Here is a 26,386-nt window from a genome sequence, read left to right as displayed (position 1 = left end):
TTCATGGGGTTGTCCCATGGGCTGCCTCGAGTACGGTAGACCACCGTACATCTAACGTATACGTGATTGCCTGGAGTTCATCGCACCCGGCCTGTTTCGGGATCAATCAAAAGTGGTCTCCCCTTCCCCGGCGGCCGATATCTGAGATAGCCAAGACCTACACGCATGTTATGGATCACCGGTCCGGGGACCGTGATGGCCAGGGTCACGCCCAGAATGGCGTGCGTCAGCATGAGCGTGTAGAGATTGCGGCAGCGCAGAAATACGATGCACGCCACCGCGCCCCATAGCAGCGTCACGCACGTCAGCAGCGGATTAGGCAGATGCGCGGCGGCAAAGATGGCGGCCGCCCATGCCGCCGCAGCTTCGCGCCGTGATGTGAGGCGCAGCATGCGGAACAGGAAGTAGCCCTGCAGCAGAAATTGCTGCGCGAACGACCACACGATATAGCCGCCCCAGGCCAGAACCCAGCCCAGCACGGTGTGCGGAACCCGCAGCGTGTGCAGCCGCATGGCGATCAGGACGGCGGTTGCCGACAGCACCGCGGCCAGCACCACCAGCCACAACGACGCGACAAAGCCGCCGCGCCGGAAGCCCATGGCCTGCCACCCCGGAAACGACCACCAGGTTGAGGCCGCAATCCACACGACCGATGCCCACCACAGCCAGCCCTGCGCCGGACGCGGCGTCCACACCGTAGCCAGGATCAACCCATATCCGATGCAGAGTTCGAGGAGGGCCCGCCGCCCGCCCCGCGCGCCGGCCTCCCCGGAGGCGGCGATCTCGGTCTGGACAGCATCGGCCATAGTGGTGATCCGCAAAGACAGCGGGAGTTACCTCACCAGAATCGCCTGGATCGACGGCAAGGCGTCTGAGGGCGTCGTGTCATTCGGGGCTGAAAATGTGAGCACATTTCCGTCCTCGGCGCGGTCAAGCATGGTTTGAACCGTAACCGCGCCCGACGCCGTGCCCGTGGCGGGAAACGCGATAGTCGTCGGGCCTTGGCCGTTCACGCGCAATTCGGCGTAGCGCAGCGTCCGGCCGGGATTGGTGTAGGCAATTTGCACCCGCGCCCAACCGGCATGCATTGCCACTTTGGCAAACCGCACCGCGCAGCCGCGGCAGGCGGTTTTTGCGGCCGAAGCTTCGGGCCGGTAGGTCACCGCTTCGGGCTCGGTTCCCTGCACCCGCACCAGCACTGCATCGCCGGCGGGGACCTTCACCATGTAAGCGCCGAAGCTGGGCAGCTCTTCGCCGCTCCACAGGTTCTTCACCCGCGCCTCGGCATTCGCCAGTCCCAGATCTTTCCACTCCACCTTCATCTCCGCGGGCGCTGCCGTCCGGTTCAACAGCACCACGGCGCGCGCTCCGGGATTGGTGAGCACCTTGGACCACACCTGCAATCCTTTTTCCGTCTCCGCCACCTTCACGGCCTGCAGGCCAAGCGCGTCCTGATCGATGCCAATCAGATCGGAGTTGGTCAGCATGGCCACCGTGTCCGGCGTCAGTTTGGTGAGGTCCGCGCCCACCAGCAGCGGAGCGCCGGAGACTACCCACAGCGCCATATGCACACGGTTCTGCGCATCGGTCAAACCCGGCATGCCGATCACCATCATGTCGGGGTCGTTATAAGCGCCGGTGTGCTGGGCTTCAGGATGAATCCCCTGATCGAAGTTGGCCAGCATTTTTTCAAAGCTCACCTTGCGGTCTTTGTGCTCACCGCTGGCCACAATGGGATCGACGATGTCGCCGCTGGTGCGCCACACATTGGCCGGCACGCCGCGCAGGTGCGGAGCCCACGTCCACGGGCTCTGCTTGCCCCACTCGCACAGCGAGAAGTAAAGCCGGTGCGCAGTCTGCTTCTCGGCCTTCTGCATGGCGCGCGCAATCTCGGCGTACTGCACCGCCGGGTCGAGGTTCTCCTTGTCGCCGCCGCACCAGTCCACCTTTACGTAATCGAAGCCCCACTTGGCGAACTGCAGAAAGTCCTGCTCGTAGTGCCCTTCGCTGCCGGTGCCGAAGACCTTGGGGCCCAGGTCGGGATACATGCTGCAGCCGTCTTTGCCGGCGTCGGTATAGATGCCGGCTTTGAGACCCATTTTGTGAATGGAGCGGACAATGTTAGCCATGTCGCCGGCGGTTTCGCCCGCGGCCATGGCCGGCCATGCCTGCGGGTCGACCACGATGTTGCCGTCCGCGTCGCGCTTGCCCAGCCACCAGCCCTCGTCGATGTTGACGTATTGATAGCCGGACTTCTGCAGGCCGGTGTCCGCCATCGCCTTGGCCTGTTCCATGACGATCTGCGCATTCACCGTGTTGGAGAAGCTGTTCCACGACGACCAGCCCATCGGCGGACCAGGCACCGGAACAGTTCCGGGGCTGCTCTGCCCGAGGGCTGCGGTTTCCAGGACAACTGCAAGCAATGCAAGCGCGATCTGAGTCGCTGCGAATCTCTTTCTGGTTCCCATGGCCCTACACTTTCAGGAAAATTTTTCTCCGATAGAGAATCCACACGGGGATAAAGCAAAATGCCGCAAACGTTGCCGACCATCCGAATTGCGCCCATCCGGTGGGAAAGACCTGCGTATAGAAGTGCCGCATCAGCCACTCTTCGAGCGTAACCGCGCGGCCGCCGTCGTGCAGCTTCACCATCCATATCAGAGACGGCGTGAGTTCGCTGAACATGTATGCCGCAATGGCGTTCGATCCGAACACGATCCAGGGATAGGTCCAAACCTTGCGCCAGCCCATCACCTCGATTGCCCAGAACGCGAGCAGAAGGACCAGCAACGAATAGCCGCCCGCCACCAGCACAAAGGAGCTTGTCCACATGTTCTTGTTCAGAGGGAACTCAAGCGACCACGCATAACCGATGGCCAGGCTGGCGACGCAGCCCGCCAGCAGGCCCAGCGCTTTGGCGGATACCGCGCGCGACGACCGCAGCCAGATGCCCGTGAGCACGCCCATCAGCGCCGTTCCAATGGCAGGCAGATTGCTCAACATCCCTTCAGGATCGCGCACGTTGTGATCGGGCGAATACAGATAAAGGTGGTAGGGGAACAGGTGTTGATCGATCCACGAAACCAGGTTGCGGTTCATGTCCATGAACGGCAGATCCTGCCCGGGGGTTCCCATCCCCGGCACCGGAACCCAGCGCACCAGAACCCAGTAGCCCACCAGCGCCGTGACCAGCGCCGCCACCTTGGTCCACGCGCGCGAGTCATACAGGTAGAACAGCCCTGCCACCAGGTAGCAAATCCCAATGCGCTGCAGCACGCCATAGAAGCGCATGTGGTCCAGATGGAAGTACGGAAAGCTGTTCACGAGAATTCCGAAACAGATGAGCACCAGCGCGCGGATGACGGTGTGCTTCGCCAGTTGCCCTCTTGGCGCGCCTTTGCCAAGCCGAGCCTCAAACGCGAACACGATGGAGACGCCCATCACAAACACGAAGGTGGGAAACACCAGATCAGTAGGCGTGAGACCGTTCCACTCGGCGTGATTCATAAAGCCCCATGAACCCGCGCCGCCGTTGTCGTTCACCATGATCATGAAGCAGATCGTGATGCCGCGTAACACGTCCAGCGACAGCAGCCGCTTCATGGGCGATGCTGCCATGCTCGGATTGGTGATTGTGCCTCGTGGGGAAGCTGCCAGGCCCGGCTGACTCATCGAAGACTCCGTAGGAACGATCGATTCCGCGCTTCATCCTTTGCAACGGAACGATCTGGTATTGCCCTTCACCTTACGCGGTACCCAGCCCATTCGCCAAGTGCGGCGTTTGATCCTCGAACGCAGTCGAAGTGCAAATCCCCCAGGGCCGGACGAAAGAAAGGCTCCCGCGAAGACTGGATGGCGCTTCGTCGATCTCGCCGATCGGGGCGAAGTTTCCGGCGCTACAATCGCACTACGGATCCCACACAATATGGCTTTGCGATTTTTCACGAGCGCAGCTCTGCTGTTGGCGGCCGCTCTCAGCGGCTTCGGTCAACAGGCGCCAGACGACGCTCCCGTCGCATCCGCGCACGTGGCCGGGCCCCACGGCCTGGAAGGCTGGACCCTCAACTCGCCCCTTCCCGACGACAGCACCCATGAGCGCTACCCATTCACGCTGGTCATCGCACGGAACGGCAGGGCTCTCCGAAAGATCCCGGGCAGTGCGTTCGTCTGGCATTGGATCTTCTGGAACGATGGCCGCCAGGTCGCCTACGAATCCGGTCCTCTTCATTTCGGCATGTCCTGCAATCTCTACGATCTCGCGTCCGCCCGCGACGTCGAATCGGTAGATTGCTGGCGCGGCATCCCGGACAACAGCCCCGCGTGGCTGGTCGCTCTCGAGAAGCCGCACTAGCTCCCGATCTCCTCCGACGCGGGCTCGCCTGACAACTCCCGCTCGGGCTCGCTCGCCTTCCCCTGCACCAACATGATCGCCAGCACGCTGGCCAGCACCAGCGCGGTACCCACAATGGTGCGCGTGGCCAGTTCCTCGCCGCCCAGCCAGTGGCCCACTGCCACCGCGACCACCGGGTTTACATACGCGTATGTCCCCACCCGTGTGGGCGACTCACGATGCAGCAGCCACAGGTACGCCGTGTATCCAACGATGGAGCCAGCCACTATGAGGTAGATCAGCGCTTCCCACGCATGCATGGAAACCGCGGCCGGATGAAATCGAGGCCACTCGCCGAACACCGTCGCTGCGCCGAACAGCAGCAAGCCACCGACCAGCATCTGCGCGCCCGAGCTCACCATCTTCGACTCGGGCAGCGGCAGCCTGCGCGTGAGCACGGTAGCCACCGACCAGCTCGCCGCCGCCACGATCAGCGCGGCCGCGCCGGCACCGCTCACGGCCTCCCCGCCCAGGCCCACGGATTTCACCATCAGAATGGCTACGCCCGCCAGTCCCACCAGCAGCGAGACTCCCAGGCCAACAGTGAACTTCCGTGTCCGCAGCAGCAGGGCTTCGGCAATCGCAATGAATGCCGGAATGGTGGCCAGCAACACTGCGGCGATGCCTGACGGCACCCGCGTCTCCGCCCAGAACAGCAGTCCGTAGTCGCACATGAACATCAGGGCGGCCAGCACCGTGACACCCAGCCATTGCCGTCCCACAGGCGGTTTCTCGCCGCGCATCCGCGCCCAGGCGAACAGCAGCAGGCCGGCGGCGCCAAACCGCATCGCCGCCATCAACAGGGGCGGCATCTCCTGCACGCCCACGCGGATGGCCAGGAACGTCGATCCCCAGACAATGTAGATGATCCCAAATGCCAGCAGCGTCTTGAGCAGTGGCCGCTTATCCATTCGCACCTGCTTATCCCAGTAGACACTGCATGGGCTAAAACCGGAAGACCCGCACACATGCACGAAGGCCCGGACCAGTTGATCCGGGCCTCCGCGGTTTCAGCACGCTGTTATTGCACGGTCAGAGTCACCGTGGTGGTCTTGGTTGTGCTCCCGCTGGTTCCGGTAATGGTGATAGTGCGCGTCCCGGTGGTGGCGCGCCGGTTCACCGTCACGTTCATGGTCGAGGATCCACTGCCCGTGACCGAGCTGGGGCTGAATGAAACCGTAACCCGGCTGCCCTGTCCCGAAGCGGAGAGAGAAACCGCGCCGCTGAATCCGCCCGACGGCGTCACCGTGATTGTCGAACTCTTGGCGCTGCTGCGGGTGATGGTCAGTGCGGTCGGGGAGGCGCTCAGCGAGTAGCTGGGATTCACCCCGGTTACTGTCAGCGTTACCGTCGTCGTATGCACCGTGCTGCCCGCGGTTCCGGTCACCGTAATCGGATAGCTGCCGGCGGCGACGGAGGACCCCACCGTAAGGGTCATGGTCGAGCTGCCCGCGCCGGTAATCGACGTCGGGCTGAACCCGACGGTTACGCCCGACGGTTGCCCCGATGCGCTCAGCGCCACGGCCGTATTGAATCCGCCCGTCACGCTGCTGGTGATGGTGGAACTGCCCGCATGGCCCTGCTGCACCGATACCGACGAGGGAGAAGCCGACAAACTGAAGCCCGCCTGGGCCGGCCCGGTCAGCGCGGCAATCAGCCCGGAGTTCGGACTGCCCCACCCGGTCACCAGGTCGTAGCCGGTCACCGCCGAGTAGCTGCCCGACGTGCCGCTGGTGATGTCGTGGAAGTCCGCCGCGTACTGCCCGCTCACGTTCTGCTGGTAGAGGGTCGGATTCAGGAAGCCGATGGTCGGCTGGCTGTTCGCCGCCAGCTGCTGGTTCACCAGCGCGATATAACCCGCCCACATCGGCGCCGCGAAGCTCGTGCCGCCGTATGAGTTGGCCGTGCACGCCTGCCGGTCAGCGCACACATAGAACGTGAAGTTGGCATTGGCCGACACGTCCGGGCCGTTGCGCAGCGTGGTCGATCCCTTGTTGGTCGAATTGATCACGCCTGAAAGCTTCTGCCACGACGGAATCGCAAACGAGTTCGTCGTTATGCCGCCGCCCGAGTCAACCCAGGCCGTCTCCGACGACCACGGTCCGCCCGCGCCCGACGTCACCAGATCCGTGCCGCCTACGCTCACAACATTGGGGTCATCTGCCGGCCACGGCGCGGCGCTGCCCGTCCTCTTCCACGTCGAGCTGTCGCCGCTGGCAGCAAAGAAATTCTGCCCCTGCGCCGCCATCTTCTGGAAGTACGGATCGAGCGACGAAGGATCCACCGGCGACCAGCCCCATGAACAGCCGATCGTCGTCGGGAGCGGATTGTGCGTCGTCATCGCGGCGATGATGGCCGTGTCTGACGTGGTGCTGACGTACACGTCAAGGCTTGCCAGGCCAGGCGCCATGCCCAGCGCCTGCGTTATGTCGAGGGTCTGCTCCGTGTCGTCGCAGGCAGGATAGGTGCAGCTCGTGCTGCTTCCATCGACGGAGATGAGGTTGATCGGCACACTATTCGTCTGGTGCACGTTGGTGTAATAGGTAGTCACGTCGGCCAGGTTGGTTCCCAGAAACTCGAACAATCCCACATGCTGTCCGGCGCCGGTGAGCGATCCGCCTCCGTAGTACGCAGCCCGCATATCGCTGCCCAGGAACGACGCCGACGGGCCCGATCCAGTCGTGGCATGATTCACCACCATCTCCGGATAGACGCCGTGGCGCGCCGCAAACTCATCGCGCTTCACAACCAGCGGCCTCGGAATCGAATAATTGTCCAGTCCCGAAACATGCCACAGGTTGAAGGACAGATTCGGCGTCGGCTCGCGATCCGGCGCAAAAAATGTCCGGTCCTCGGTGGGATGGCGGTAGGTGGTCATGTTCACGTGCAGGGCCGTTTCAATCGTGCCCACCGTGCCCTTGACCTGCACCAGCATCTGGTCCCGCGATCCACCCATGACGCGCAGCCCGTTGTTCCGCGCGAAGCGCACCGCCTCGTCATACTGCGCCTGCGTGGGTCCAAACCGCGCCGTAAACTGCTGCGGCGTCAGAAACTGCCGGTAATTGGGACTTTTCGGGTTGTAGACATCGGCCAGAAAAGTCTTCAGTCCCTGGGGATCTCTGACCGGCAGCACCAGGTCGATCTGCATCATCTGGGCTTGCGGCAGCCTGCCCACAGGCCGGGCATCGCCGTTCCGCACGGCGGTGCGTACGTGATGGGTCATCACGTTCTGAGCCATGCTTGCGGCGGTGAGGCAACAAACAGCCGCACAAGTTGGAAACACAACTTTCCAGTTTCTAAATCTCACGACGTCTCCTTCGATCTGAAAGGGGGATAGATTTGGCCGGATACGCCGACTTGGGGAAACATATATAGACTGCAGTGCATGCATTGTTAGCTGACCGCGAGCGGATTGTCCAGCACTTTCCGCGCCCCCTGCGCCGCATCGATGCCGATACCGCATAGCACAACGTGGTCTTCCGGTCCGAAACGTGACGGCCGCTATCGAACTTGCGCCCCTCCAACTGCTACACTCCCCCTTTCAGGCAATCTCATATCTGTTGCAGCACGCCTTGCCCGGAGGCAATTCATGCCCGAAGTTGAAACCCAGCAGCCTGCGTTCCGCCCCTTTGTCTCCCCGGATCAGAAGCCGCCCGAGTTCACGGCGCGCGCACTGATCATCGGCTGCGCCTTCGGCATCATCTTCGGAGCGGTCACCGTCTACGTGGGTCTCCGCGCCGGGCTCACGGTGGCGGCGTCCATCCCCATCTCGGTCCTGTCGATCTCGATTCTGCGCGTGCTGGGCCGCGCCTCCATCCTCGAAAACAACATCGTCCAGACCACCGGCAACGCGGGGCAATCCATCGCCTCCGGCGTCATCTTCACGCTGCCCGCGCTGGTCTTCCTGGGATTTGAACTGGAGTACTCGCGCATCTTCATGCTCGCCCTGATCGGCGGATGGCTGGGCGTGCTTTTCATGATCCCGCTGCGCCGTCAGCTCATCGTGAAAGAACACGGCGCGCTGCCCTACCCCGAAGGCACCGCCTGCGCCGATGTGCTCATCGCCGGCGAAAAGGGCGGCTCTCTTGCATCCAGAGTGTTCCTGGGTCTCGGCCTGGGCGGCGTCTATACCTTCCTCGCCAACAAGAACCTCCTCGCCGTTTGGCCCGGCTCACCCGGCTACTCCCTCGACCTGGGCCAGCAGCATGTTCTCAAAGGCGGCGCCATCAACGCCGATGCCACCAGCGAATACCTGGGCGTGGGCTACATCATCGGCTCGCGCGTTGCGGGAGTCATCTTCGCCGGCGGCGTCTTCTCGTGGCTGGTGGTGATGCCGCTCATCTACTTCTTCGGCAAGGCGCTCCCCGGCCCCATCTATCCCGGCCAGGTTCCCATCGCGCAGATGGGCCCCTCTGACCTCTGGGCCGCTTACATCAAGCCCATGGGCGCCGGAGCCGTTGCCGCCGCCGGCCTCATCACTCTGCTCAAGACCCTCCCCACCATCTGGGCGGCACTCGCTGAGGGCGTCAAGAGCATGCGCGGTGGCGCGGGGGCCGTCAAGGCCAAGCCTGTCCGCACGGAGAACGACCTCTCCATGACCGTCGTCCTCATCGGCTCGCTCCTCATCGTGGCGTGCATGTTCGTCTTCCTGCAGTTCAAGCCGGTGCCCGGCGCGTTTGTGGGATGGGCCGCCAATCTGGCCGCGTCGCTGCTCGTGGTCGTCTTCGGATTTCTCTTCGTCACCGTCAGCTCGCGCATTGTCGGCCTGGTCGGATCCTCCGCCTCGCCCGTCTCCGGCATGACCATCGCGACGCTCATGGCGACTGCCGCAGTGTTTCTGGTGCAGGGCTGGACCGCCCCCGCGTTCGGCGCCCTCGCCATCACCATCGGAGGCGTGGTCTGCATCGCCGCTTCCAACTCCGGCGACACTTCGCAGGACCTCAAAACCGGCTACATCATCGGCGCCACGCCACGCTACCAGCAGATTGCGCTGATGATCGGCGTCGTCGTCTCGACCCTCATCATTGGAGTCACGCTCAACCTGATGAACACCGGCCTGCAGGAGTTCCACCCTCTCCCCAAGGTCTGGGACCTCAACGCGCCTCACGCCGGGGTCGCCATTCAGGCTGACAAACAGCACCTGCCTGACCAGATCCGGGTGGTCGACGAGACCACCAAAGCTGCCTCCACGCACAATAAGTCCGAATACATCATCCTCAACGCCATCGGCTCCACGGAGCTGCAGGACGGCAAGTATCTCTACTCGCCCGCCTCGCACCAGATTGAGGTGGCATGGATCCAGGGCATCGGCAGCCCCTCGGCGCCCGCCCCGCAGGCTCGTCTGATGGCGACTGTCATCAATGGCATCCTCAGCCGCAAGCTGCCCTGGGGGATCGTGCTGCTGGGCGTCTGCCTGGTTATCGCCGTCGAGCTGCTCGGCATCCGCTCGCTCACTTTCGCCGTCGGCTTTTATCTGCCCATCGGAACCACGCTGCCTATCTTCTGCGGCGGAGTGGTCCGCTGGCTGGTGGACCGCGCCGCCCACCGCGCCGGTGAAACCGACGCCGACAGCGAGATCTCTTCGGGCTCCCTGTTCGCCTCAGGCCTCATCGCCGCAGGCGGCATCGCCGGCCTGATCGGCGTAGCTCTCAAAGCGCTCGAAGCCACCTACTACCAGAACCGCGACCTCCTCAACGTCCCCCACACCTTCCTCGATAACAACTGGGTCAGCGTCCTCGGCTTCGCGGCGCTCGCATACAGCCTGTACCACTTCGCGCGGAAGCCGGTAGACAAGTAGCAACCTGTGCCCGGCCGAACAACACACCTCAGGAGGTGTGCCATGAAGAGATCGTCGCTCAGCCCTCCTGGCCGGATGCCCCGCTCGGGCGGGGATCAAACTTCCCAGCCATGAGGCTTCCAGCGCGCGGCCCACATCTCGGGTTGCGAGCGTAACGCGGCCAGGAAAACTGAATTGGCGGACGGGACTTAACCGTGAGGAAGCTGGTCCCTTTAGTTCCTGCTCCCCTAAAAAATCGGCGCCGTCTTACTCTGCTCCGACTCAAAATACTTCTTCCAGAACGCAAACCGCGCATCATCCGCCGTCGCCATCGGCCCGCTGTCCACGCCCAGCCGCATGACCGACCGGCCGGCGGAACTTACCGGCTCCCAGCGCGGCTCCCCCGCCCCATTTGGATTCCCACGTGCCGTCATGCCCTTCCAGTACGTCATCATCATGTGCGCAATCTTCTGATCGGCCGGCTCCCACGGCCGGTCCAGCACCTTGAGGTTGCCAAACGTGTACGGCAACTCGCCCGAATGAAACGCGCCAAACTCCGGATGCGCCGGCCACGGAATAGCGCGGTCGAAGAAATACACATAGACCGGGCTCTTGTGCGTCGCCGCGCGCTTGGTGGCCCACAAAACCATGCCGCTCCGCGCCCGATCGCGCGCGCTCAGCGTCTCAGACTGCTTCGCCTCCTCGTCCGTCTTCGCGGGATACAGCTTCAGAAACTCGTCTGCCATGCCGCCATACATCGTGCGCGCCATCTGTTCGAACCGCGCTGCGGTCATGGGCGGCCCGCTGCCGGCCATGCGGAAATCATCCGCCTGAAATCCCGTAATCACCGGCACATCGTTGTCGCGCCCGGCGCTGGTTGTCAGCATCATAGGCTGGTCGGGCACCACCCACCCATCCACGATGGGCGAAAACTGTCCCCCTCCCAGCACGTTCGCCGCGGGTAGCGCGCGCAACGCGGCCAGCGAATCCGCCTTCTTGGCGGCGGCCCATGCGGCCCCGGCCTTCTCCGCCTCCGCCAGCGACCGCACCGGCACACCCCGCCCGCCGATGCCGCTATCGGCAATGGCCGCGTGAAACAGGCCCTTCGCCAGCGGCGACGCCAGCAGATCCTCCACGCTCATGGCGCCCGCGGACTGGCCCGCAATCGCCACCCGCGCCGGATCGCCGCCAAACGCGCCGATGTTGCCTTGCACCCAGTGCAGCGCCGCAATCTGGTCCATCAGGCCGTAATTGCCGGAGGCATGATGGTCGGACTGCGCCGTCAGCTCCGGGTGCGCCAGGAATCCGAACGGCCCCACACGATAGTTGAACGTGACCACCACCATGCCGGTCTTCGCCAGCGCCGTGCCGTCGTACACAGGCACGTCACCCGAGCCGCTCGTGAACCCGCCGCCATAGATATAGACCAGAACCGGCAGCCTGGCCGCGGCCGCCGTCTTGGGCGTCCAGATGTTCAGGTACAGGCAGTCTTCGCTCGCCGGCGTCACATACATGTACTCCTTCGTCCATGGCCCCATCGGCGTGTTCGGCCCCTGCATGCACGATGCTCCAAAGTGGTCGGCCTTCCGCACGCTGGTCCAGGGCGCAGCCGGCTGCGGCGCGCGCCAGCGCAGCGGACCCACCGGCGGAGCGGCAAATGGAATGCCCTTGAAACTGGTCACCGCACCGTTGTCGCTCGCAACACCGGACACCTTGCCGCCCTGCGTGACAACCACAACCTCCGCTGCTTGGGCCATGAAAGCGAAGCCCGCAATGGCCACGAAAATCCCCACGCCGAATCGAACTAACCCCTTGCTCATACGCACGCTGCTCCCCTGTTCGCGCTGCATCCATCACGCGCAAAAAGCCACGGTCCATCATACGCAACAGGTCCAGCCTGACAGGATGCCGATGCGCGGCCCGGGTAACCAATTTCGGTGATTCCAACGTGTGATTGAACCACTCGCCGTAAACGACTACCATGGGCCTTGCCTCCCCATACGCCCTGTACGAGTGGCGGAGACCGACGTCGCAGGTCCGCCAATCCAGTGTCCTGCGGAGGAGCTATGGGTCCGCTGCCATCCACCGAGACATACCGCGCCGCGTTCGAGCAGGTGCCGGTCGGCATCGGCATCATCAACTCCGGCGGCAAATACCTGTTCGTCAATCTGCGCCTGTGCCACTTCACCGGCTACTCCCGCGAGGAGTTACTCTGCCGGAGTTTCCAGGAACTCACGCATCCCGACGATCTGCCCAGGTGCGTCGCCGCATTCGAGAGATTTGCCGCGGGCGAGGTGCAGAGCTACTCCATCGAGAAGCGATACCTCTGCAAGGGCGGCCGAAGCGTCTGGGCCCGGCTCTCGATTTCGCGCTTTGTAGATGAAAACCCCGACGCGCCCCTTCGATTTATCGCCATCATCGACGACATCACCGAATTGAAGCGCGCCCAGGAACTGCAGCTCACGGCGGAAGAGAAATGCGTCAAGGCCTTTCGTCAGAGTCCCATGGCCATCATGATCACCAGCGCGCTTACTCACCGCTACCTCGAGGTGAATGATGCTTACGAGCGCCTCACCGGCTACACCCGCGAGGAAGTTCTGGGACGCACTCCCTTCGATCTGAATCTCTGGTGTGAGCCGGAGCAAAGGCATGAACTGGCGGACTCCATCCTGGCAGGCAAAAATGTCATGGGCGAATATCGATTTCGCGCCAGGGACGGCCGAATCCTCACCGCCCTCGGCACCGCCGAGCCGATCGAAATCGATGGGGAACCCTGCATTATCGCCGCGGCCCTGGACATCACCGAGCGCAAGCGCCTGGAAATCGAACTCCAGGAACTCAGCGGCCGGCTGATCAAGACCCAGGACGAAGAACGGCGCCGCATCGCCTCGGAACTCACTGACAGCCTCGGCCAGTCCATCGCCGCCGTGAGCTTCGAGGTGTCGCACCTGGCACAGACCTCCCAGGGCGACTACAGCCGCAGATTGAAGACCATCTCCGCTAGAATTCAGGACGTGACCGCGGGCCTCGCCGTCATCTCCCAGAGCCTTCACCCCGCCAGCCTCGATTACACCGGCCTGCCCTGGTCCATCGAAGTGCTTTGCCGGCGCTTCATGCATGCCTATGGGCTCAGCGTGGCCTTCCGGCATGATGACGTGCCCGCCGTGGTCCCTCCCGATGTGGCCCTGTGCCTTTACCGCGTGGTGCAGGATGGCCTCGAGAACGTGCTGGAACATAGCGGTACGCGCAAGGCGTGGATCGAGTTGACCTGCAACCAGCGCGAGATCCACCTCGTCCTGTGGGATAAAGGAGTGGGCTTTGACGCCGCCACGCTCCGCTCCGGACTGGGGCTGCTCACCATGCGCGAGCGCTGCCGCCGCCTTAACGGCCAGATCACCTTTCGCAGCGACGGGGGAACCCGGATCGAAGCGCGCATCCCGCTCAATTCACCGGACACGCCGCTGTTCGATCGTGCCGAAGAATAAGCTGCGCAACCGCATTTCCGCCTCGGTGATAAGATTCGACTCGACCCCATGCCTGTGCCTGCGTTGACCACTGAAGCGATCCTTGAAGTAGCACGCCCCGGCTCGATACCCGAGTTTGTGCCCGTCTCCCACTCCCCATTCCTCATAGGCCGCGGCGCGGAGAGCGGCAACCACCTCCTGCTGGAAGACCCACGCATCTCGCGCAGTTGCGCGGCCCTCGTTGAGGAGAACGGCACGTTCCGCGTCGAAGACCGGGGACAGCGCCACGGCGTGTTCGTGAACGGCATCCGCGTGGAGCGCCGCGACCTTCACGATGGCGACGTGATCGGCTTCGGCCTCGACGACTCCTACCGCATCACCTTCCGCACCTCGGCCGCACAGGACTCGGTCGAAGGCATGCTCACGCGCCTCGGCAGCATGTCTTCCATGAACCGCAGCTCCAGTTCCGCCGGCCTCGCCAATCTCAATCTCCTCCTTGAAGCCACTTCCCTGCTGCACTCCTCGCTGCCCCTCGAGTCCGTGCTGGCCACCATGCTCGACCACGCCATCTCCCTCACCCATGCCGACCGCGGGGTGCTCCTTGAACCAGATCCGCAGGGCGTGCTCAAGGTCCGCCTGGCCCGCAGTTCCAACAAGCACGACCTCTCGCCGGAGGGCATTGCTCCCAGCCAGACTGCGCTGCGCCAGGCCATCCAGCAGCGCTCCCCCATCATTACGGACGACATCAGCATCGGCGGCCTCGACCTGCAGGCGGCGGAGAGCATCATGGCGCAGCAGCTTCGCGCCATCGTGGCCATTCCGCTCTACCCGGTCTCCCGCGCCACCGCGGAACAGACCAGCCCCTCGCCCGCCGGCCAGTTACTGGGGGCTATTTACCTTGATTCCCGCGGCCCCACCGCCTTCTCCAACATGGACTGCCAGATTCTGGCCGCGTTAGGCGGCGAGGCGGCCAGCATCCTTGACAACGCCCGCCTGGTGGAGCGCGAACGCGAGCGCCAGCGCATGGAGCAAGAGCTGGAGATCGGCTACCAGATCCAGCAGGGCCTGCTCCCCCACGGCCTGCGCGACTTTCCGCATGTGGAGCTCTCCGGCAAGCAGATCCCCTGCCATGCCGTGGGCGGCGACTACTTCGACGTATTTCCGCTGGGGGAACGCACCGCGTTCCTCATTGCCGACGTAGCCGGACACGGCCTGGGCGCGGCACTGGTCACCACCATGCTGCAGGGAGCGCTCTCCGGCATGACCCTCGGCGTGGATCCGGTGAAGGTGCTGAACCACGTCAACCTCTTCCTCTGCGAGCACACTGCCGTAGGACGCTACGTCACCATGTTCTTCGGCATCCTGGCGCCCGACGGCACGCTCGACTACATGCGCGCGGGGCATCCCTCGCCGCTGCTCATTCGCAAAGACAACGTCTCGGACCTTTACAACCAGGGCTCGCTCCCCATCGGCATTCTTGAAGACGCCCAGGTAACCGCGGCCCAGACACGCCTCGACCCCGGCGATACGCTGGTCCTGTTTACCGATGGAGTGACCGAGGCGCAGGATCCCGAAGGCGAATTGCTTGAAACCAGGCGTCTGCGCGAGATTGTGGCGGACGCAACCGACAAGCCGGTGGAAGAGCTTCTCGATACGGTTCTCAGCCGGGTGAACCACTTCACGCGCGGCGCCGAGCCTTCTGACGACGTCACCATGCTGATTCTGCGTTACCGCACGCCGCCGGCAGCCTGAGAGCGGCGGAATGCCCAAACTCCGGCCCCCGGCCGGCGCGGGATTGAGCCTTCTGCCGGTAGCGCTTCCGAAGGGGTTTGGTTAGGGAATTATATACTTGACTCCCTTTTTGGGTTAGAATGCTGGGCATGCTCGCAATTCTCCTTTGTTTTTGCTTATGGCAACAGCCTGCCAGTAAACAAAATCCCGTATCCGGCCCACTCCAAAAGAATGGCGGGCAAAAACAACAGGCGTTTCCAGAAAATCTGCCTGTCCAGCGTGGCATTCCAAGCGGGCCACGCGAAGACCAGTCCCATCAAAACGAGAACTATACCGATCCAGGCTGGTATACCATGTGGACCACGATTGCTTACACGCTTGTAAGCTTGGGGACGCTGATCGTAATCTCTCGTCAGAATAGCTCCATCAAAAAACAGATCGGAATTCAGGAGGAGAGCCTTAGGCCGCGCCTCTCGATCAGCGGGTTTTCTTCGATGGCCGGATCTGGTGGCACACCATGGATGCAGGCAACTGGCGGAAGATTTATAACATTTCATGCTGAGTTCTATAACAGTGGCGGAATTCCCGCCTACAAGGTCATCCCCGAAACTTGGCTCGAATTTTCGGGTGTTCCATTCAGGTTTTCCGCAGATGCCCTTTATTACCGGGGAGACGAGTTGACTATTCCTCCCGGACGTCCGGGACTTCGCTATATGATCCCGTTCAACAGATCGCTTACTCTGGAAGAAATACAGGCGTGCCAGCAGGCGAAAGGGACGGTCTGTATTCGCATCAAGCTGACCTATCCGGTATGGGGAAAGGATGTTTTCACCGAAGAGGCTTATTCCATGGAGCCAACATCCATGAAGACAATCATTGGATCGGCAAAAGCCAATTGAAAGTAAAAACCAGAGAATGAGCACATCTACCCTTCCGCCGCGCATATAATGCGGCTAGGGTGATGTGAAAACTACAAGGGGTGCGACCCAAGTAGAATTCGGCCCGACAAATCTACTTCGCCTTTTGCTGCTTGAGTTTCCGCCTCTTGCGCTTACGTGCGGCCTTCGTCTTAGGCTTCGGACGATAGGCCAGCACGGTATCCACCATTTTGTTTAGCGCGTCTGGAATTTCCTTCATCCAATCAACCTCGCATACGTGAGCCGTTTCCCGTCTACGCCATCCACGAAGCTATCAAGCCTGTCGAGAGTGTGCCGTGTCACCTTGGCTGCGTTCAGGCGAAATGCCACTTCATCCACGTAGCGGTTTAGATGCTTCACGCTGACCTGATGCCACGTTCCGTAGATGCCGCGCTTCAATAGTGCCCACACGCTTTCGATCCCGTTTGTTGATACTGCACCGCGCGTATATTCCCCAGCCAGATGGTTCACTGATTCGTGGTTGAGGAATACCAGCCCCTTGTAGGCAATGGCTTCATCCGTCATCACGGTCGAACCAAGTTCCACGTTGTCATAGATGGCGTTTTGAAGTGTCTCCCTGTCGGTTGCATCAATCGGCATAGCGATCGTACGTCCGCCTCGCTGGCGAAGCCCTATAACGGCCTTCTTGCCAACCGGGCCGCGCCCTTCGTGCAGTTTCTTGGACTCGTGCTTGTTGGCTTCCTTGCCGCCCACGTAAGTCTCATCAATTTCCACGATGCCAGACAGTTTGTCCATCTTTCCGGCGCAAGCCTCGCGGAGACGCTGGAGAACAAACCAAGCAGACTTTTGCGTGATGCCGATTTCCTTGGCAAGCTGCATTGAAGAGATGCCCTTGCGGGCCGTTACGACTAGGTACATCGCATATACCCACTTGTGCAGCGGCACGTGTGAACGCTCAAAGATCGTGCCAGTGCGCACGGTGAAGTCTAGTTTGCACTTGTTGCAGCGGTAGTATCCGCCTTTGCGAGTCGTGATGCGGTCTTTGCCGCTGCATGTGGGGCAGGTAACGCCGTTCGGCCAAAGCCTCGATTCCAGATACATCCGAGCGGTTTCCTGATCTGGAATCAGTGCAAAGAGTTCAAAGGTTGAAATCGTGCTCTTGCTCATCTAAGTTCCCTCTACTGTTCTAAATTATTACGCTTTTTGGGCGAGGGAGTCAAGTATATAATTCCCTTTGGTTAGGACTCAGCTATCCGGGCATGTTAGATTGAACAGACCCCGCTCCGGACGAATCAATGGACCGCAAACGCATAGGACGATACGAGATAGTTGGTGAACTCGGGCGCGGCGCTATGGGTGCGGTCTATCGCGCGCACGATCCCGTAATGGGGCGTCCGGTCGCGTTAAAGTGTATCCTTTCAGCCGCCCTGGCAGGCGACCAGACCAACGAATATCGGCAGCGATTCTTTCGCGAAGCGCGCGCCGCCGGCGCCTTGGCGCATCCCGGCATTGTGCCGGTGTTTGATGCTGGAGAAGACGACGGCATCCCCTTCCTGGTGATGGAACTGGTACAGGGGCAGAACCTGGCGGATAGCCTCAAGAACGGTACCCGCTACTCCCTTGACCAGGTCTGCGAGATCGGCCAGAACATCGCCGACGCCCTCGGGTTCGCGCACCGCAACGGCGTCATCCACCGCGACATCAAACCCGCCAACATCCTGATGACCTCGCGCGAGATCTATGGGGCGGAGCGGCCGCGCATCACCGATTTCGGAGTGGCCAAGCTGGCCGGCGGCGAGGTCACCACCACCGGACAACTGCTCGGCACGCCGGCTTTTATGCCGCCCGAACAGTTCACCGGCGCACCCATCGACGGCCGCACCGACCTGTTTTCGCTGGGGGTGATTCTCTACCGCATGGCATGCGGCGAGCAGCCTTTTTTGGGCGAGACTCTCACCGCCGTCTCCTACAAGATTGTGCACACCGAGCCCATTCCGCCTTCGCGGCTGAATCCGGCCGTAAGCCAGGGCGTGGAAGCGGTGTTGCTGCGCTGCCTCGCCAAGAATCCCGCGGAGCGCTTCCAGACCGGCGAAGAACTGGCCGGCGCGCTCGCCGCGGTGCGTTTTGCCAGCCAGACCATCAGTCCCCCGGCAGCCTATCCCGCGTACGCTACCATGACCGGCTATCGCAGCGACGGAACCGTGGATGTGACGCCCACGCCGCCGCGCCCCACAGTGAGCGCACCGCAGCGGCAGCCGTTCCCCAGCCACGACCCACCGCAAACCTCGTATCCGCCGCCAGCGCCTGCCGCGGGAGCCTACACTCCACCGGCGCCGCCGGTTGCGGCTCCTCAGCCGCCGGCGCCGCGGCCCTTGACGCCTGCCCAGCCATCCGCCACCAGGCCGCAGCCCGCAGCCGGACCGCAGCCCGCAGCTGGACCACTGGCCGCTCCCCGCACCGCCACCGCCGTCTCTCAATCCATGCCGCTGGGAGTTCGTCCTTCGCCAGCGGCAATGAACGCACCGGCGCGGCCGCCTGCTCCCGCGCGAGGCGCCGCGGCGGCAGCGGTCTTCCGTACCGGCGCAAACGAACTGCCCGCGCGCAAACCCACGGTTACGGTCAAGTCTGCAGCCGACCAGGAAGAGCCCGCGAAAAAGCGCGGCTTCTCGCTCATCGTGTGGATCCTCATCGCGGTAGTGGCGGTGTTTGTCATCCGCTACATGCTTCAGGACCGCGTGCAGCGATCGCTCGAGGAGGCCGCCACCGGAAAGCAGCAGGCCGGCGCAAGCGCGCCTTCCGCCGGACCAAAACTGGGCTCCAGCAGCACACAAACCGATTTCAATCCGCATGGGCTGGACCCCAGCCGCAGCGGGCGCCTGAGGCTCGACCTGGACGCTCTGCCTTCTGGTCTGCCCGTATCGCTTCAGGTGGACGGAAAACCCTATTGGAGCGGCACCGCCGAGATGCAGAACAGCTATTCGGGATTCATCGTGCCCGGCGGCAGGCATCTCCTGCGCCTGGTCGCCTCGGGAGGAACCGCCGCCGTCGCTTCCAACAGCGTGAGCGCCGATCTTTCCGTAGGCAAACGAGCGCTGCTGACCGCCCAGGTCCTGCCACAACCTACCCCGGGCTCGTCATTACTTGAGCCCGGCACACGAATCACCCTCACCGTCGGCCCCGACGCCATGATGTTTTAGGAACAGTGGTCAGTGATCAGTGGTCAGTGCGTTTTCCTATTGCCTGATTCCTATTGCCTATTGCCTTTTCCCTGTTTCCCTTTTCCCTTTTCCCTTTTCCCTCTTTCCCTCTTTCCCTGTTTCCCTGTTTCCCTGTTTCCCTGCCTTTCCCTCTGTGACGGCTCTCACAGCGCTCCATTCCTCATCTGAGGCATACTTAGTCTCGATGGGGTTCCCGCGCGATCCGGGAACCCCATCGCTGTTAACCATAAAATCAACCAATTTAACACAAATTTTTTCCACAGAGGGGCTTGACAAGATTTTTGGATAACTCCTTCAAAATAAAGTTTGTAACCCCAGCAAGTCCAAATAAGGGTTTCGTTCTAGATTCGCTTTTTGAGGCATGTTACTAAAGATTCTTGAGCGAAGGTAAACAAAGCTGCCCCGCCACTATGTTAATCATTCAGTAAATACAGGAATCGCTCCCAGCCACAGCTCCTTCCCGGTATGCGCACCCCCTCTCATTACCCGGGCGATATCCTTGAACCAGCATGAGCACAGCCGTTTCCACGTATCCTGATGTCCTTCCGCAACAGTTTGGCAGCGACAACTACGCGGGCGTCTGCCCGGAGGCCTGGGCCGCGATGGACGAGGCCAACCGCGGCTTCGCGCCGGCCTACGGCGACGACATCTGGACCGAACGCGCCTCCAACGCCTTCCGCGAGCTCTTCGAGACCGACTGTGACGTGTTCTTCGTCTTCAACGGCACAGCCGCCAACTCGCTCGCTCTGGCGTCGCTCTGTCAGAGCTATCACAGCGTGATCTGCGCCGACGCCTCGCACGTGGAAACCGACGAGTGCGGCGCGCCCGAGTTCTTCTCGAATGGCTCCAAGCTGCTGGTGGCGCAGTCCATAGACGGCAAGATGACCCCCGCCGGCATCCACGAGCTGGCCACCAAGCGCCAGGACATTCACTATCCCAAGCCGCGCGTCGTCACCATCACCCAGTCCACCGAAATGGGCACCGTCTACTCTCTCGACGAGCTGGGCGCGATCTCTGAAGCCAGCAAGCGGCACGGCCTCTCGCTGCACATGGATGGCGCCCGCTTCGCCAACGCCTGCGCGCGCCTGGGCGCCTCGCCCGCCGCAATGACCTGGAAGAACGGCGTAGACGTGCTGTGTTTTGGCGGCACCAAAAACGGGCTGGCCGTGGGCGAAGCCGTCCTCTTCTTCGACCACAAGCTGGCCGCCGACTTCGACTACCGCTGCAAGCAGGCGGGGCAGCTCGCCTCCAAGATGCGGTTCCTTTCGGCGCCCTGGGTGGGCATGCTGGAGTCCGGCGCCTGGCTGCGCAATGCCAGGCACGCCAACCGCTGCGCCGCCTACTTCGCCGGGCAGATCGCCGGCGTTCCCGGCGTGCGCATCGCCTCGTCCGTCGACGCCAACGCGGTCTTCATCCTCAGCACAGACCGAATCCTGAACAATCTGCGCGACCGCGGCTGGCGCTTCTACACCTTCATCGGCGGAGCGGCGCGATTCATGTTTGCGTGGGATTCGGATCTGAGCCGGGTCGACGAGTTGGTGCGCGATCTGCGCGCCTGCGCTGCCTAGGAGCCGCTCAGGGTGCCCGCAAAGTCAGTCGGTCTGCACCACCGCTGCGCGAGTCGGGGGATAAGCTGAGGGCAAACTGATCAATGCGTGAGGTGTCAGTGCGTCAGGCGCCAGATGAACCAGATCAGCCATAACATCAGGCCGATGGTGAGTTCGATCATCAGGTGCAGTCGGATCTTGAATTTCCGTGAGTGTACCGGCGGAGGCGGGGGAACGGGCATAACGCACTTGCCTGCGGGGAACCGATAGAGCCGGGCAGACCGTCCTGGGCCCTGAGGATGCGGCGTTCGCACCGTGTTTTCGTGTTTCGAGATGTCCAGAACCTGGCCCGTCACTGCTGCCGCTCCTGCTGAAGAGAAACCCTGCTAATCCGGGTCTCAGCATTGCCATTGTCTGCGAGTTCTACGCACGGTGAAGTGATCTCAGTCACTTCACACAGCAATCACAAAACTGAAGCCAGACGCCCCAGGCAGCCATCCTATGATGACTTGAGGAGAACGTGTGCATGAACCCTTCCGGCAACACAATTCTTATCACGGGCGGCGGTTCGGGAATAGGCCGCGGCCTGGCAGAGGCTCTACATACTTTGGGGAATCAGGTCATCATCTCCGGGCGGCGTCAGAAGGCTCTGGACGAGACCACGGCGGCCAATCCGGGGATGCAGTCGCTGACTCTGGATGTGGAGCAGCCAGGATCGATCCGGGCCTTCGCTTCCGGCGCAGTGGAGAAGTTCCCTGCCCTCAATGTCTTGATCAACAATGCCGGCATCATGCGCGCGGAAAAGCTGCTCGAGCAGCCGGAAGATCTGGCCGACGCCGAGGCGATCGTCGCCACCAACCTGCTTGGGCCTGTCCGGCTCACGGCCGCGTTGCTGCCGCACCTGAAGCAGCAGCAGGGAGCCGCCATCATCAACGTGTCCTCTGGTCTGGCCTTTGTGCCGCTGGCGATGACGCCCACTTACTGCGCGACCAAGGCGGCGATCCACTCCTATACACAGTCCCTGCGCTGGCAGTTGAAGGGCAGCGGCATCGAGGTCGTCGAGATTGCTCCGCCCTACGTGCAGACCGAGTTGATGAACGGAGCGGAAGATCCGCGCGCCATGCCGCTCAAGGAGTACATCTCTGAAACCATTGCACTCCTGACCCAGCAGCCCACGCCGCCGGAGATCCTGGTGGAGCGGGTAAAAGGCTTGCGCTTTGCGGCCGAGAACGGGAAGTACGACGCAATGTTCCAGGGGATGAATTCGAGCTTCTGACTTGGCCGGGCGGCGGTCCCGATCGTAAGGAGTCCTTGACAGCCGCAGATCACAGCGATAGAAGGTTTGGGTGCTTTCCTGAAGGAATTCAAGGACATGACCGAACCCCTTCTCTCCCGCCGCAGGTTCCTGCAGACCTCGACGGTGGCTGCCGCCGCAGCCGCCCTGGCCCCCAATTCCATTCGCATTGAGGCTGAGCCCAACTACGCGGCCGCCGCCTACGCGGGCCCGAATGACCGTATCCGCTTTGGCATGGTGGGCATCGGCATGGAGGGCTCGAGCGTGCTGGCCACCGCATGCGGGCTGCCGGGAACCGAGTGCGTGGCGGCTGCCGACCTCTACGACGGCCGGCACACCCTGGCGCGCGAGATCGTGGGCAAGCCCATCAAGACCACGCGGCGTTACCAGGAACTACTCGATGACAAGTCCATCGACGCCATCCTGATTGCTGTGCCGGACCACTGGCACAAGCAGGTGGTGGTGGACGCGCTCGCCGCGGGCAAGGACGTGTACTGCGAGAAGCCCATGTCGCACACCCCGGCCGATGGCCTGGCGATGGTGGCCGCGGCCAAGAAGACCGACCGCATTGTGCAGATCGGCGCGCAGCGCACCAGCTCGGTGCTGTGCCACAAGGTGCACGAGATGATTGCGGGCGGAGCTATCGGCGATCTGAACCTGATTGAAGCCACCATGGGCCGCAATGATCCCACCGGGGCGTGGGAGTATCCGCCGCCGCCCGATTTGTCGCCGCAGAATCTGGACTGGGATACGTGGCTGGGAACGGCTCCCAGGAAAGCCTTTGATCCGCTGGCGTTTGCGCGCTGGCGCTGCTGGAAGGAGTACGGCACCGGCGTAGCCGGCGACCTGCTGGTGCATCTGATCAGCGGGATGCAGGTGTCGCTGGGGATCAACGAGGTGCCTAAGCGCGTGTCGGCCTTTGGAGGCATCTATCGCTGGAAAGACGGCCGCAACATGCCGGACGTGCATGCGGCGCTGTTCGAGTACATGGGGATACCGGTGTATATGCGGCTGAGCCTGGGCTGCGAGTCGGCCGAGGTGACGCGCTTCCAGGGGTCGAAGGGGATGATCGAGCTGAAAGAGTTTTCGGTGACGTACTCGCCACAGTCAGGCGAGGATTCGTCGCCGAGCTACTACACCGCCAGCTACCCCGGGGCCATGCGTGCGGCCTACCTGAAGGAATGGCACGAGAAGCACGATCCGCCGCCGGGGAAAGAGCCAGCGCCCCAGAGCATCACCATCAACGGCAACGACTACGACGACCTGCGGCCGCATGTGTGGAACTTCCTCGAAGCGGTGCGGTCGCGCAAACCAGTGGTGCAGGATGCGGTGTTCGGCCATAACGCGGCGCTGGCCTGTCATCTGGCAAACGAGTCGTATTTCCGCGGAACGCCGGTGCGGTGGGATGAAGGATCGCAGTCGATCAAGTCGCTGGTTTAGTCAGAAATATGCCAGAAACTTCGCGCGCGGGGAGTGGAGCACATGGGATCGATGATAGTCAGACTTGGAAATTTTCAGCGGATTGCTTCGGCCGCAGCGATAGCCTGCGCGCTTTCCGTCGCCGGTTTCGCGCAGGGCCCCAATCCCGATCCGGATGGACAGTTTCTGGGCCGCTGGGACCTGACGCTGAAGGCCGCGGGGCAGGAGTATCCATCGTGGATCGAGATCGGCAAGAAAGACGGGAAGCTCACGGCGCTGTTCACCGGGAGGTGGGGCAATGCGCGGCCGCTGCCGCAGATTTCCATTGCCGGGACCGAGATCACCTTCGTCTCGCCCAAGGAAGAGGAAGGCGCTACCGCCGACATGCTCTTCCAGGGCGCGCGCAACGGGGAGAGTCTTTCGGGCACGGTCACAGGCCCGGACGGAACAACCTGGAAGTGGACGGGCGTAAAGGCTCCGGCCCTCGACCGCTCCGGCACCCCAAACTGGGGCAAGCCCATTGAGCTCTTTGACGGCAAGGACCTGAAGGGCTGGCATCAGAGCAAGGCCGGCCCTCCGGACTGGTCCGTGAAGGACGGAAACCTGACGACTCCGGGGAACGGGCCGGAGCTCATGAGCGACCGCAAGTTCCAGGATTTCAAGCTGCACGTGGAGTTCAATTGCGGCAAAGAGTCCAATGCCGGCGTGTACCTGCGCGGTCGCTACGAGGTGCAGATCGAGACCGATTCTGTGGCCGAGCCTGCAAGCCATCACACCGGCGGGGTGTATGGCTTCCTGGAGCCGAAGCCGGAGCTGGCGCGGTCACCCGATGCGTGGCAGACCTTCGATATCACGTTGATCGGCCGGCGTGTGACGGTGGTGCAGAACGGGACCACGGTGATCGATAACCAGGAGATTCCCGGTCTGACGGGCGGAGCGGTCGATAGCCATGAAGGAGAGCCTGGTCCCATTTATCTGCAGGGCAGCGAAAAGGGCCATGTGCTGTTCCGGAAGATCACGGTGACACCGACAAAGTGACAGAGCCCCGCCCGAATCACGAAAGTACCGAGAAACCCGGAATAAACCCCGAAAATTCACAGCATACCCCGTTGACTGCGGACAGGAGTCGGGCTACTCTCTAGCGCAGATACCTTACTTGGTCGCGCACACCAATTCGCCGACTCGCAAGGCAGGCATGAGCCCCGGCTCAGGCTTGCGCAGCGCCGGCCGGAAATTCCCCGAAAACCCAGGGCCCATTGCGCTTGAGCAATGCACGAGGCGGATGTTTTCCGTTCCTCTTGTAGCGAGCGCGCCCCCTGCGGCATCCAATGCAGTAGCTCCTTTTGTTCGTCTCGCTGGTGGGTGCGCCGCCAGCCGGGAACGAGCAAGGTATTCACAACGTACGACTTAACCAGACGCCGTGGAGGGCTTTCGAAATCTTGAAAATCGCTCTGGAGATCACGCCAAACCTTGAGCCCCTGTTCGGGACCCGTGATGAAAACCTCAGGTTAATGGAAGATTCGCTGGGCGTCCGCATCGACCTCAGATCAGACGCTGTACACGTGGAAGGGCCGGAACCCGGCGTGAGCCGTGTCCGGGGCGTGTTTCAGGATTTTGAAGCGTTGCGCCGCCAGGGAATTCACCCCCATAATGGCGAACTGAACGGCATGCTCAAGCTGGTGGTAGCCGACCCGGCAACCACATTGAAGGGCTTGGCAGACAGCGGCAAGGCGCGCTCCACGGGCGTGAAGCGCGTGGTGCAGCCGCGCTCAGTGAATCAGCGCAAGTACGTCGAGGCAATCGAGCAGAACGACATGGTGTTCGGCGTGGGGCCGGCGGGTACAGGCAAGACATACCTTGCAGTTGCGATGGCAGTAAGCGCCATGAATGCCAAAAAGGTGAGCCGTATCGTGCTGGTTCGTCCGGCGGTCGAAGCCGGCGAGAAGCTGGGCTTTCTGCCTGGCAGCCTGCAGGAGAAGGTGGATCCCTATCTTCGTCCGCTCTACGACGCGTTGTATGACCTGCTCGAACCGGAGAAGGTCGACAAGATGCTCGAAAAGAACGTGATCGAAGTGGCGCCGCTCGCCTTTATGCGCGGCCGCACGCTCAACGACGCCTTCATCATCATGGACGAGGCGCAGAACACCACCGCCGAGCAGATGAAGATGTTCCTCACCCGCATGGGCAACAACTCCAAGGCGGTGATCACGGGCGACATCACGCAGATCGATCTGCCCAATCCGCGGAAATCTGGCCTGGTGGACGCGATCAACATCCTTGAAGGCGTGGAGGGCATCAAGTTCTGCCACTTCGAGGACTCGGACGTGGTGCGCCACGCGCTGGTGCAGAGGATTGTGCGGGCCTACGACGCCACCAAGCCGCAGCAGCAGGAACTGCCGCTGGGCATGGGCGACTCGATGGAAATGCCGGCACAAGGGCGCGAGCAGAGGGCGCAGCATCCCGCCAAGCCACAGTAAGACCGAGCATCCATTCTCGGGCCGCCGATCCGAACGGATCAGCGGCCCGCTGCGTTAGGGCTCGCGGCGATGCCTCGCCTTCAGACAAACCTCTGCGCGCTTCTTGTTCTCGCCACGGCTCGGAGACGGAGACGACGAGAGTGAAGTGTACCTGAATTTCAATTCTGTCTCCCGCAAGGCTCAGTTCTCAGA

The 26,386-nt window shown here is 62.4% G+C and carries 18 protein-coding genes; 11 read left to right on the top strand and 7 right to left on the bottom strand.

Annotated elements, in window-relative coordinates; all coding sequences use genetic code 11:
- Positions 1 to 77: 77 nt before the first annotated feature.
- From VGL22_RS17640 to VGL22_RS17630, 3 genes are all read right to left on the bottom strand, one after another.
- Positions 78 to 806, bottom strand: a complete 729-nt coding sequence (locus tag VGL22_RS17640; RefSeq protein ID WP_465268262.1) for a CPBP family glutamic-type intramembrane protease — start codon at positions 804 to 806, stop codon at positions 78 to 80.
- Positions 807 to 833: 27 nt separating this feature from the next.
- On the bottom strand, positions 834 to 2,363 hold the full coding sequence (locus VGL22_RS17635) for a glycoside hydrolase family 27 protein (protein WP_465268261.1): 1,530 nt from the start codon (positions 2,361 to 2,363) through the stop codon (positions 834 to 836).
- 109 nt (positions 2,364 to 2,472) lie between these two features.
- Positions 2,473 to 3,672: an acyltransferase family protein gene (locus VGL22_RS17630; protein WP_465268260.1), complete on the bottom strand. Its 1,200-nt coding sequence runs from the start codon at positions 3,670 to 3,672 to the stop codon at positions 2,473 to 2,475.
- A gap of 253 nt (positions 3,673 to 3,925) precedes the next feature.
- On the opposite strand from VGL22_RS17630, the gene VGL22_RS17625 reads away from it, so the two are divergent.
- Positions 3,926 to 4,351, top strand: coding sequence for a hypothetical protein (locus tag VGL22_RS17625; protein ID WP_465268259.1), 426 nt, complete (start codon positions 3,926 to 3,928; stop codon positions 4,349 to 4,351).
- On the opposite strand, the gene VGL22_RS17620 is transcribed toward VGL22_RS17625, so the two are convergent.
- Positions 4,348 to 5,301 carry an EamA family transporter gene (locus VGL22_RS17620; protein WP_465268258.1) on the bottom strand — a complete coding sequence of 318 codons (954 nt, stop codon included), beginning with the start codon at positions 5,299 to 5,301 and terminating at the stop codon, positions 4,348 to 4,350. The two genes, VGL22_RS17625 and VGL22_RS17620, sit on opposite strands and share 4 nt — an antisense overlap.
- A gap of 110 nt (positions 5,302 to 5,411) precedes the next feature.
- Entirely contained in the window at positions 5,412 to 7,628 is a 2,217-nt protein-coding gene (locus VGL22_RS17615; protein ID WP_465268257.1) for a protease pro-enzyme activation domain-containing protein, read from the bottom strand.
- Positions 7,629 to 7,979: 351 nt separating this feature from the next.
- Here VGL22_RS17615 and VGL22_RS17610 point away from each other — a divergent pair, with 351 nt between their 5' ends.
- Positions 7,980 to 10,187, top strand: coding sequence for an OPT family oligopeptide transporter (locus VGL22_RS17610; protein ID WP_465268256.1), 2,208 nt, complete (start codon positions 7,980 to 7,982; stop codon positions 10,185 to 10,187).
- Positions 10,188 to 10,414: 227 nt separating this feature from the next.
- On the opposite strand, the gene VGL22_RS17605 is transcribed toward VGL22_RS17610, so the two are convergent.
- Complete coding sequence (locus VGL22_RS17605; protein ID WP_465268255.1) at positions 10,415 to 11,986, bottom strand: carboxylesterase/lipase family protein; 1,572 nt, start codon at positions 11,984 to 11,986, stop codon at positions 10,415 to 10,417.
- A 246-nt stretch (positions 11,987 to 12,232) separates the two neighbouring features.
- On the opposite strand from VGL22_RS17605, the gene VGL22_RS17600 reads away from it, so the two are divergent.
- From VGL22_RS17600 to VGL22_RS17590, 3 genes are all read left to right on the top strand, one after another.
- Positions 12,233 to 13,651 (top strand): PAS domain-containing sensor histidine kinase, encoded by a 1,419-nt coding sequence (locus VGL22_RS17600; protein ID WP_465268254.1) that lies wholly within the window; start codon positions 12,233 to 12,235, stop codon positions 13,649 to 13,651.
- Between the two features lie 48 nt (positions 13,652 to 13,699).
- Positions 13,700 to 15,382 (top strand): SpoIIE family protein phosphatase, encoded by a 1,683-nt coding sequence (locus tag VGL22_RS17595; RefSeq protein ID WP_465268253.1) that lies wholly within the window; start codon positions 13,700 to 13,702, stop codon positions 15,380 to 15,382.
- Positions 15,383 to 15,510: 128 nt separating this feature from the next.
- Entirely contained in the window at positions 15,511 to 16,260 is a 750-nt protein-coding gene (locus VGL22_RS17590; protein WP_465268252.1) for a hypothetical protein, read from the top strand.
- Positions 16,261 to 16,494: 234 nt separating this feature from the next.
- On the opposite strand, the gene VGL22_RS17585 is transcribed toward VGL22_RS17590, so the two are convergent.
- Positions 16,495 to 17,406 carry an IS1595 family transposase gene (locus VGL22_RS17585; RefSeq protein WP_465268251.1) on the bottom strand — a complete coding sequence of 304 codons (912 nt, stop codon included), beginning with the start codon at positions 17,404 to 17,406 and terminating at the stop codon, positions 16,495 to 16,497.
- A gap of 128 nt (positions 17,407 to 17,534) precedes the next feature.
- Between VGL22_RS17585 and VGL22_RS17580 the strand changes: the two genes are divergently transcribed.
- The 6 genes from VGL22_RS17580 to VGL22_RS17555 all read left to right on the top strand — a co-directional run bounded on the left by VGL22_RS17580 (position 17,535) and on the right by VGL22_RS17555 (position 26,194).
- Positions 17,535 to 19,436: a serine/threonine-protein kinase gene (locus VGL22_RS17580; RefSeq protein WP_465268250.1), complete on the top strand. Its 1,902-nt coding sequence runs from the start codon at positions 17,535 to 17,537 to the stop codon at positions 19,434 to 19,436.
- 530 nt (positions 19,437 to 19,966) lie between these two features.
- The gene (locus VGL22_RS17575; RefSeq protein ID WP_465268249.1) at positions 19,967 to 21,025 is read left to right on the top strand and encodes a threonine aldolase family protein; all 1,059 of its coding nucleotides are present in this window, start codon (positions 19,967 to 19,969) and stop codon (positions 21,023 to 21,025) included.
- Between the two features lie 505 nt (positions 21,026 to 21,530).
- Positions 21,531 to 22,280 (top strand): SDR family oxidoreductase, encoded by a 750-nt coding sequence (locus VGL22_RS17570; RefSeq protein ID WP_465268248.1) that lies wholly within the window; start codon positions 21,531 to 21,533, stop codon positions 22,278 to 22,280.
- Positions 22,281 to 22,376: 96 nt separating this feature from the next.
- Positions 22,377 to 23,738 carry a Gfo/Idh/MocA family protein gene (locus VGL22_RS17565; RefSeq protein ID WP_465268247.1) on the top strand — a complete coding sequence of 454 codons (1,362 nt, stop codon included), beginning with the start codon at positions 22,377 to 22,379 and terminating at the stop codon, positions 23,736 to 23,738.
- Between the two features lie 51 nt (positions 23,739 to 23,789).
- Entirely contained in the window at positions 23,790 to 24,755 is a 966-nt protein-coding gene (locus VGL22_RS17560; protein ID WP_465268246.1) for a 3-keto-disaccharide hydrolase, read from the top strand.
- Between the two features lie 398 nt (positions 24,756 to 25,153).
- Entirely contained in the window at positions 25,154 to 26,194 is a 1,041-nt protein-coding gene (locus VGL22_RS17555; RefSeq protein WP_465268282.1) for a PhoH family protein, read from the top strand.
- Positions 26,195 to 26,386 lie beyond the last annotated feature (192 nt).

The sequence above is a fragment of the Occallatibacter sp. genome (assembly GCF_036502485.1).
In the GTDB taxonomy this organism is placed as follows: domain Bacteria; phylum Acidobacteriota; class Terriglobia; order Terriglobales; family Acidobacteriaceae; genus Telmatobacter.
The sequence above is the reverse complement of the archived record's forward strand: the minus strand, read 5'-3'. Positions and strand labels throughout refer to the sequence as shown.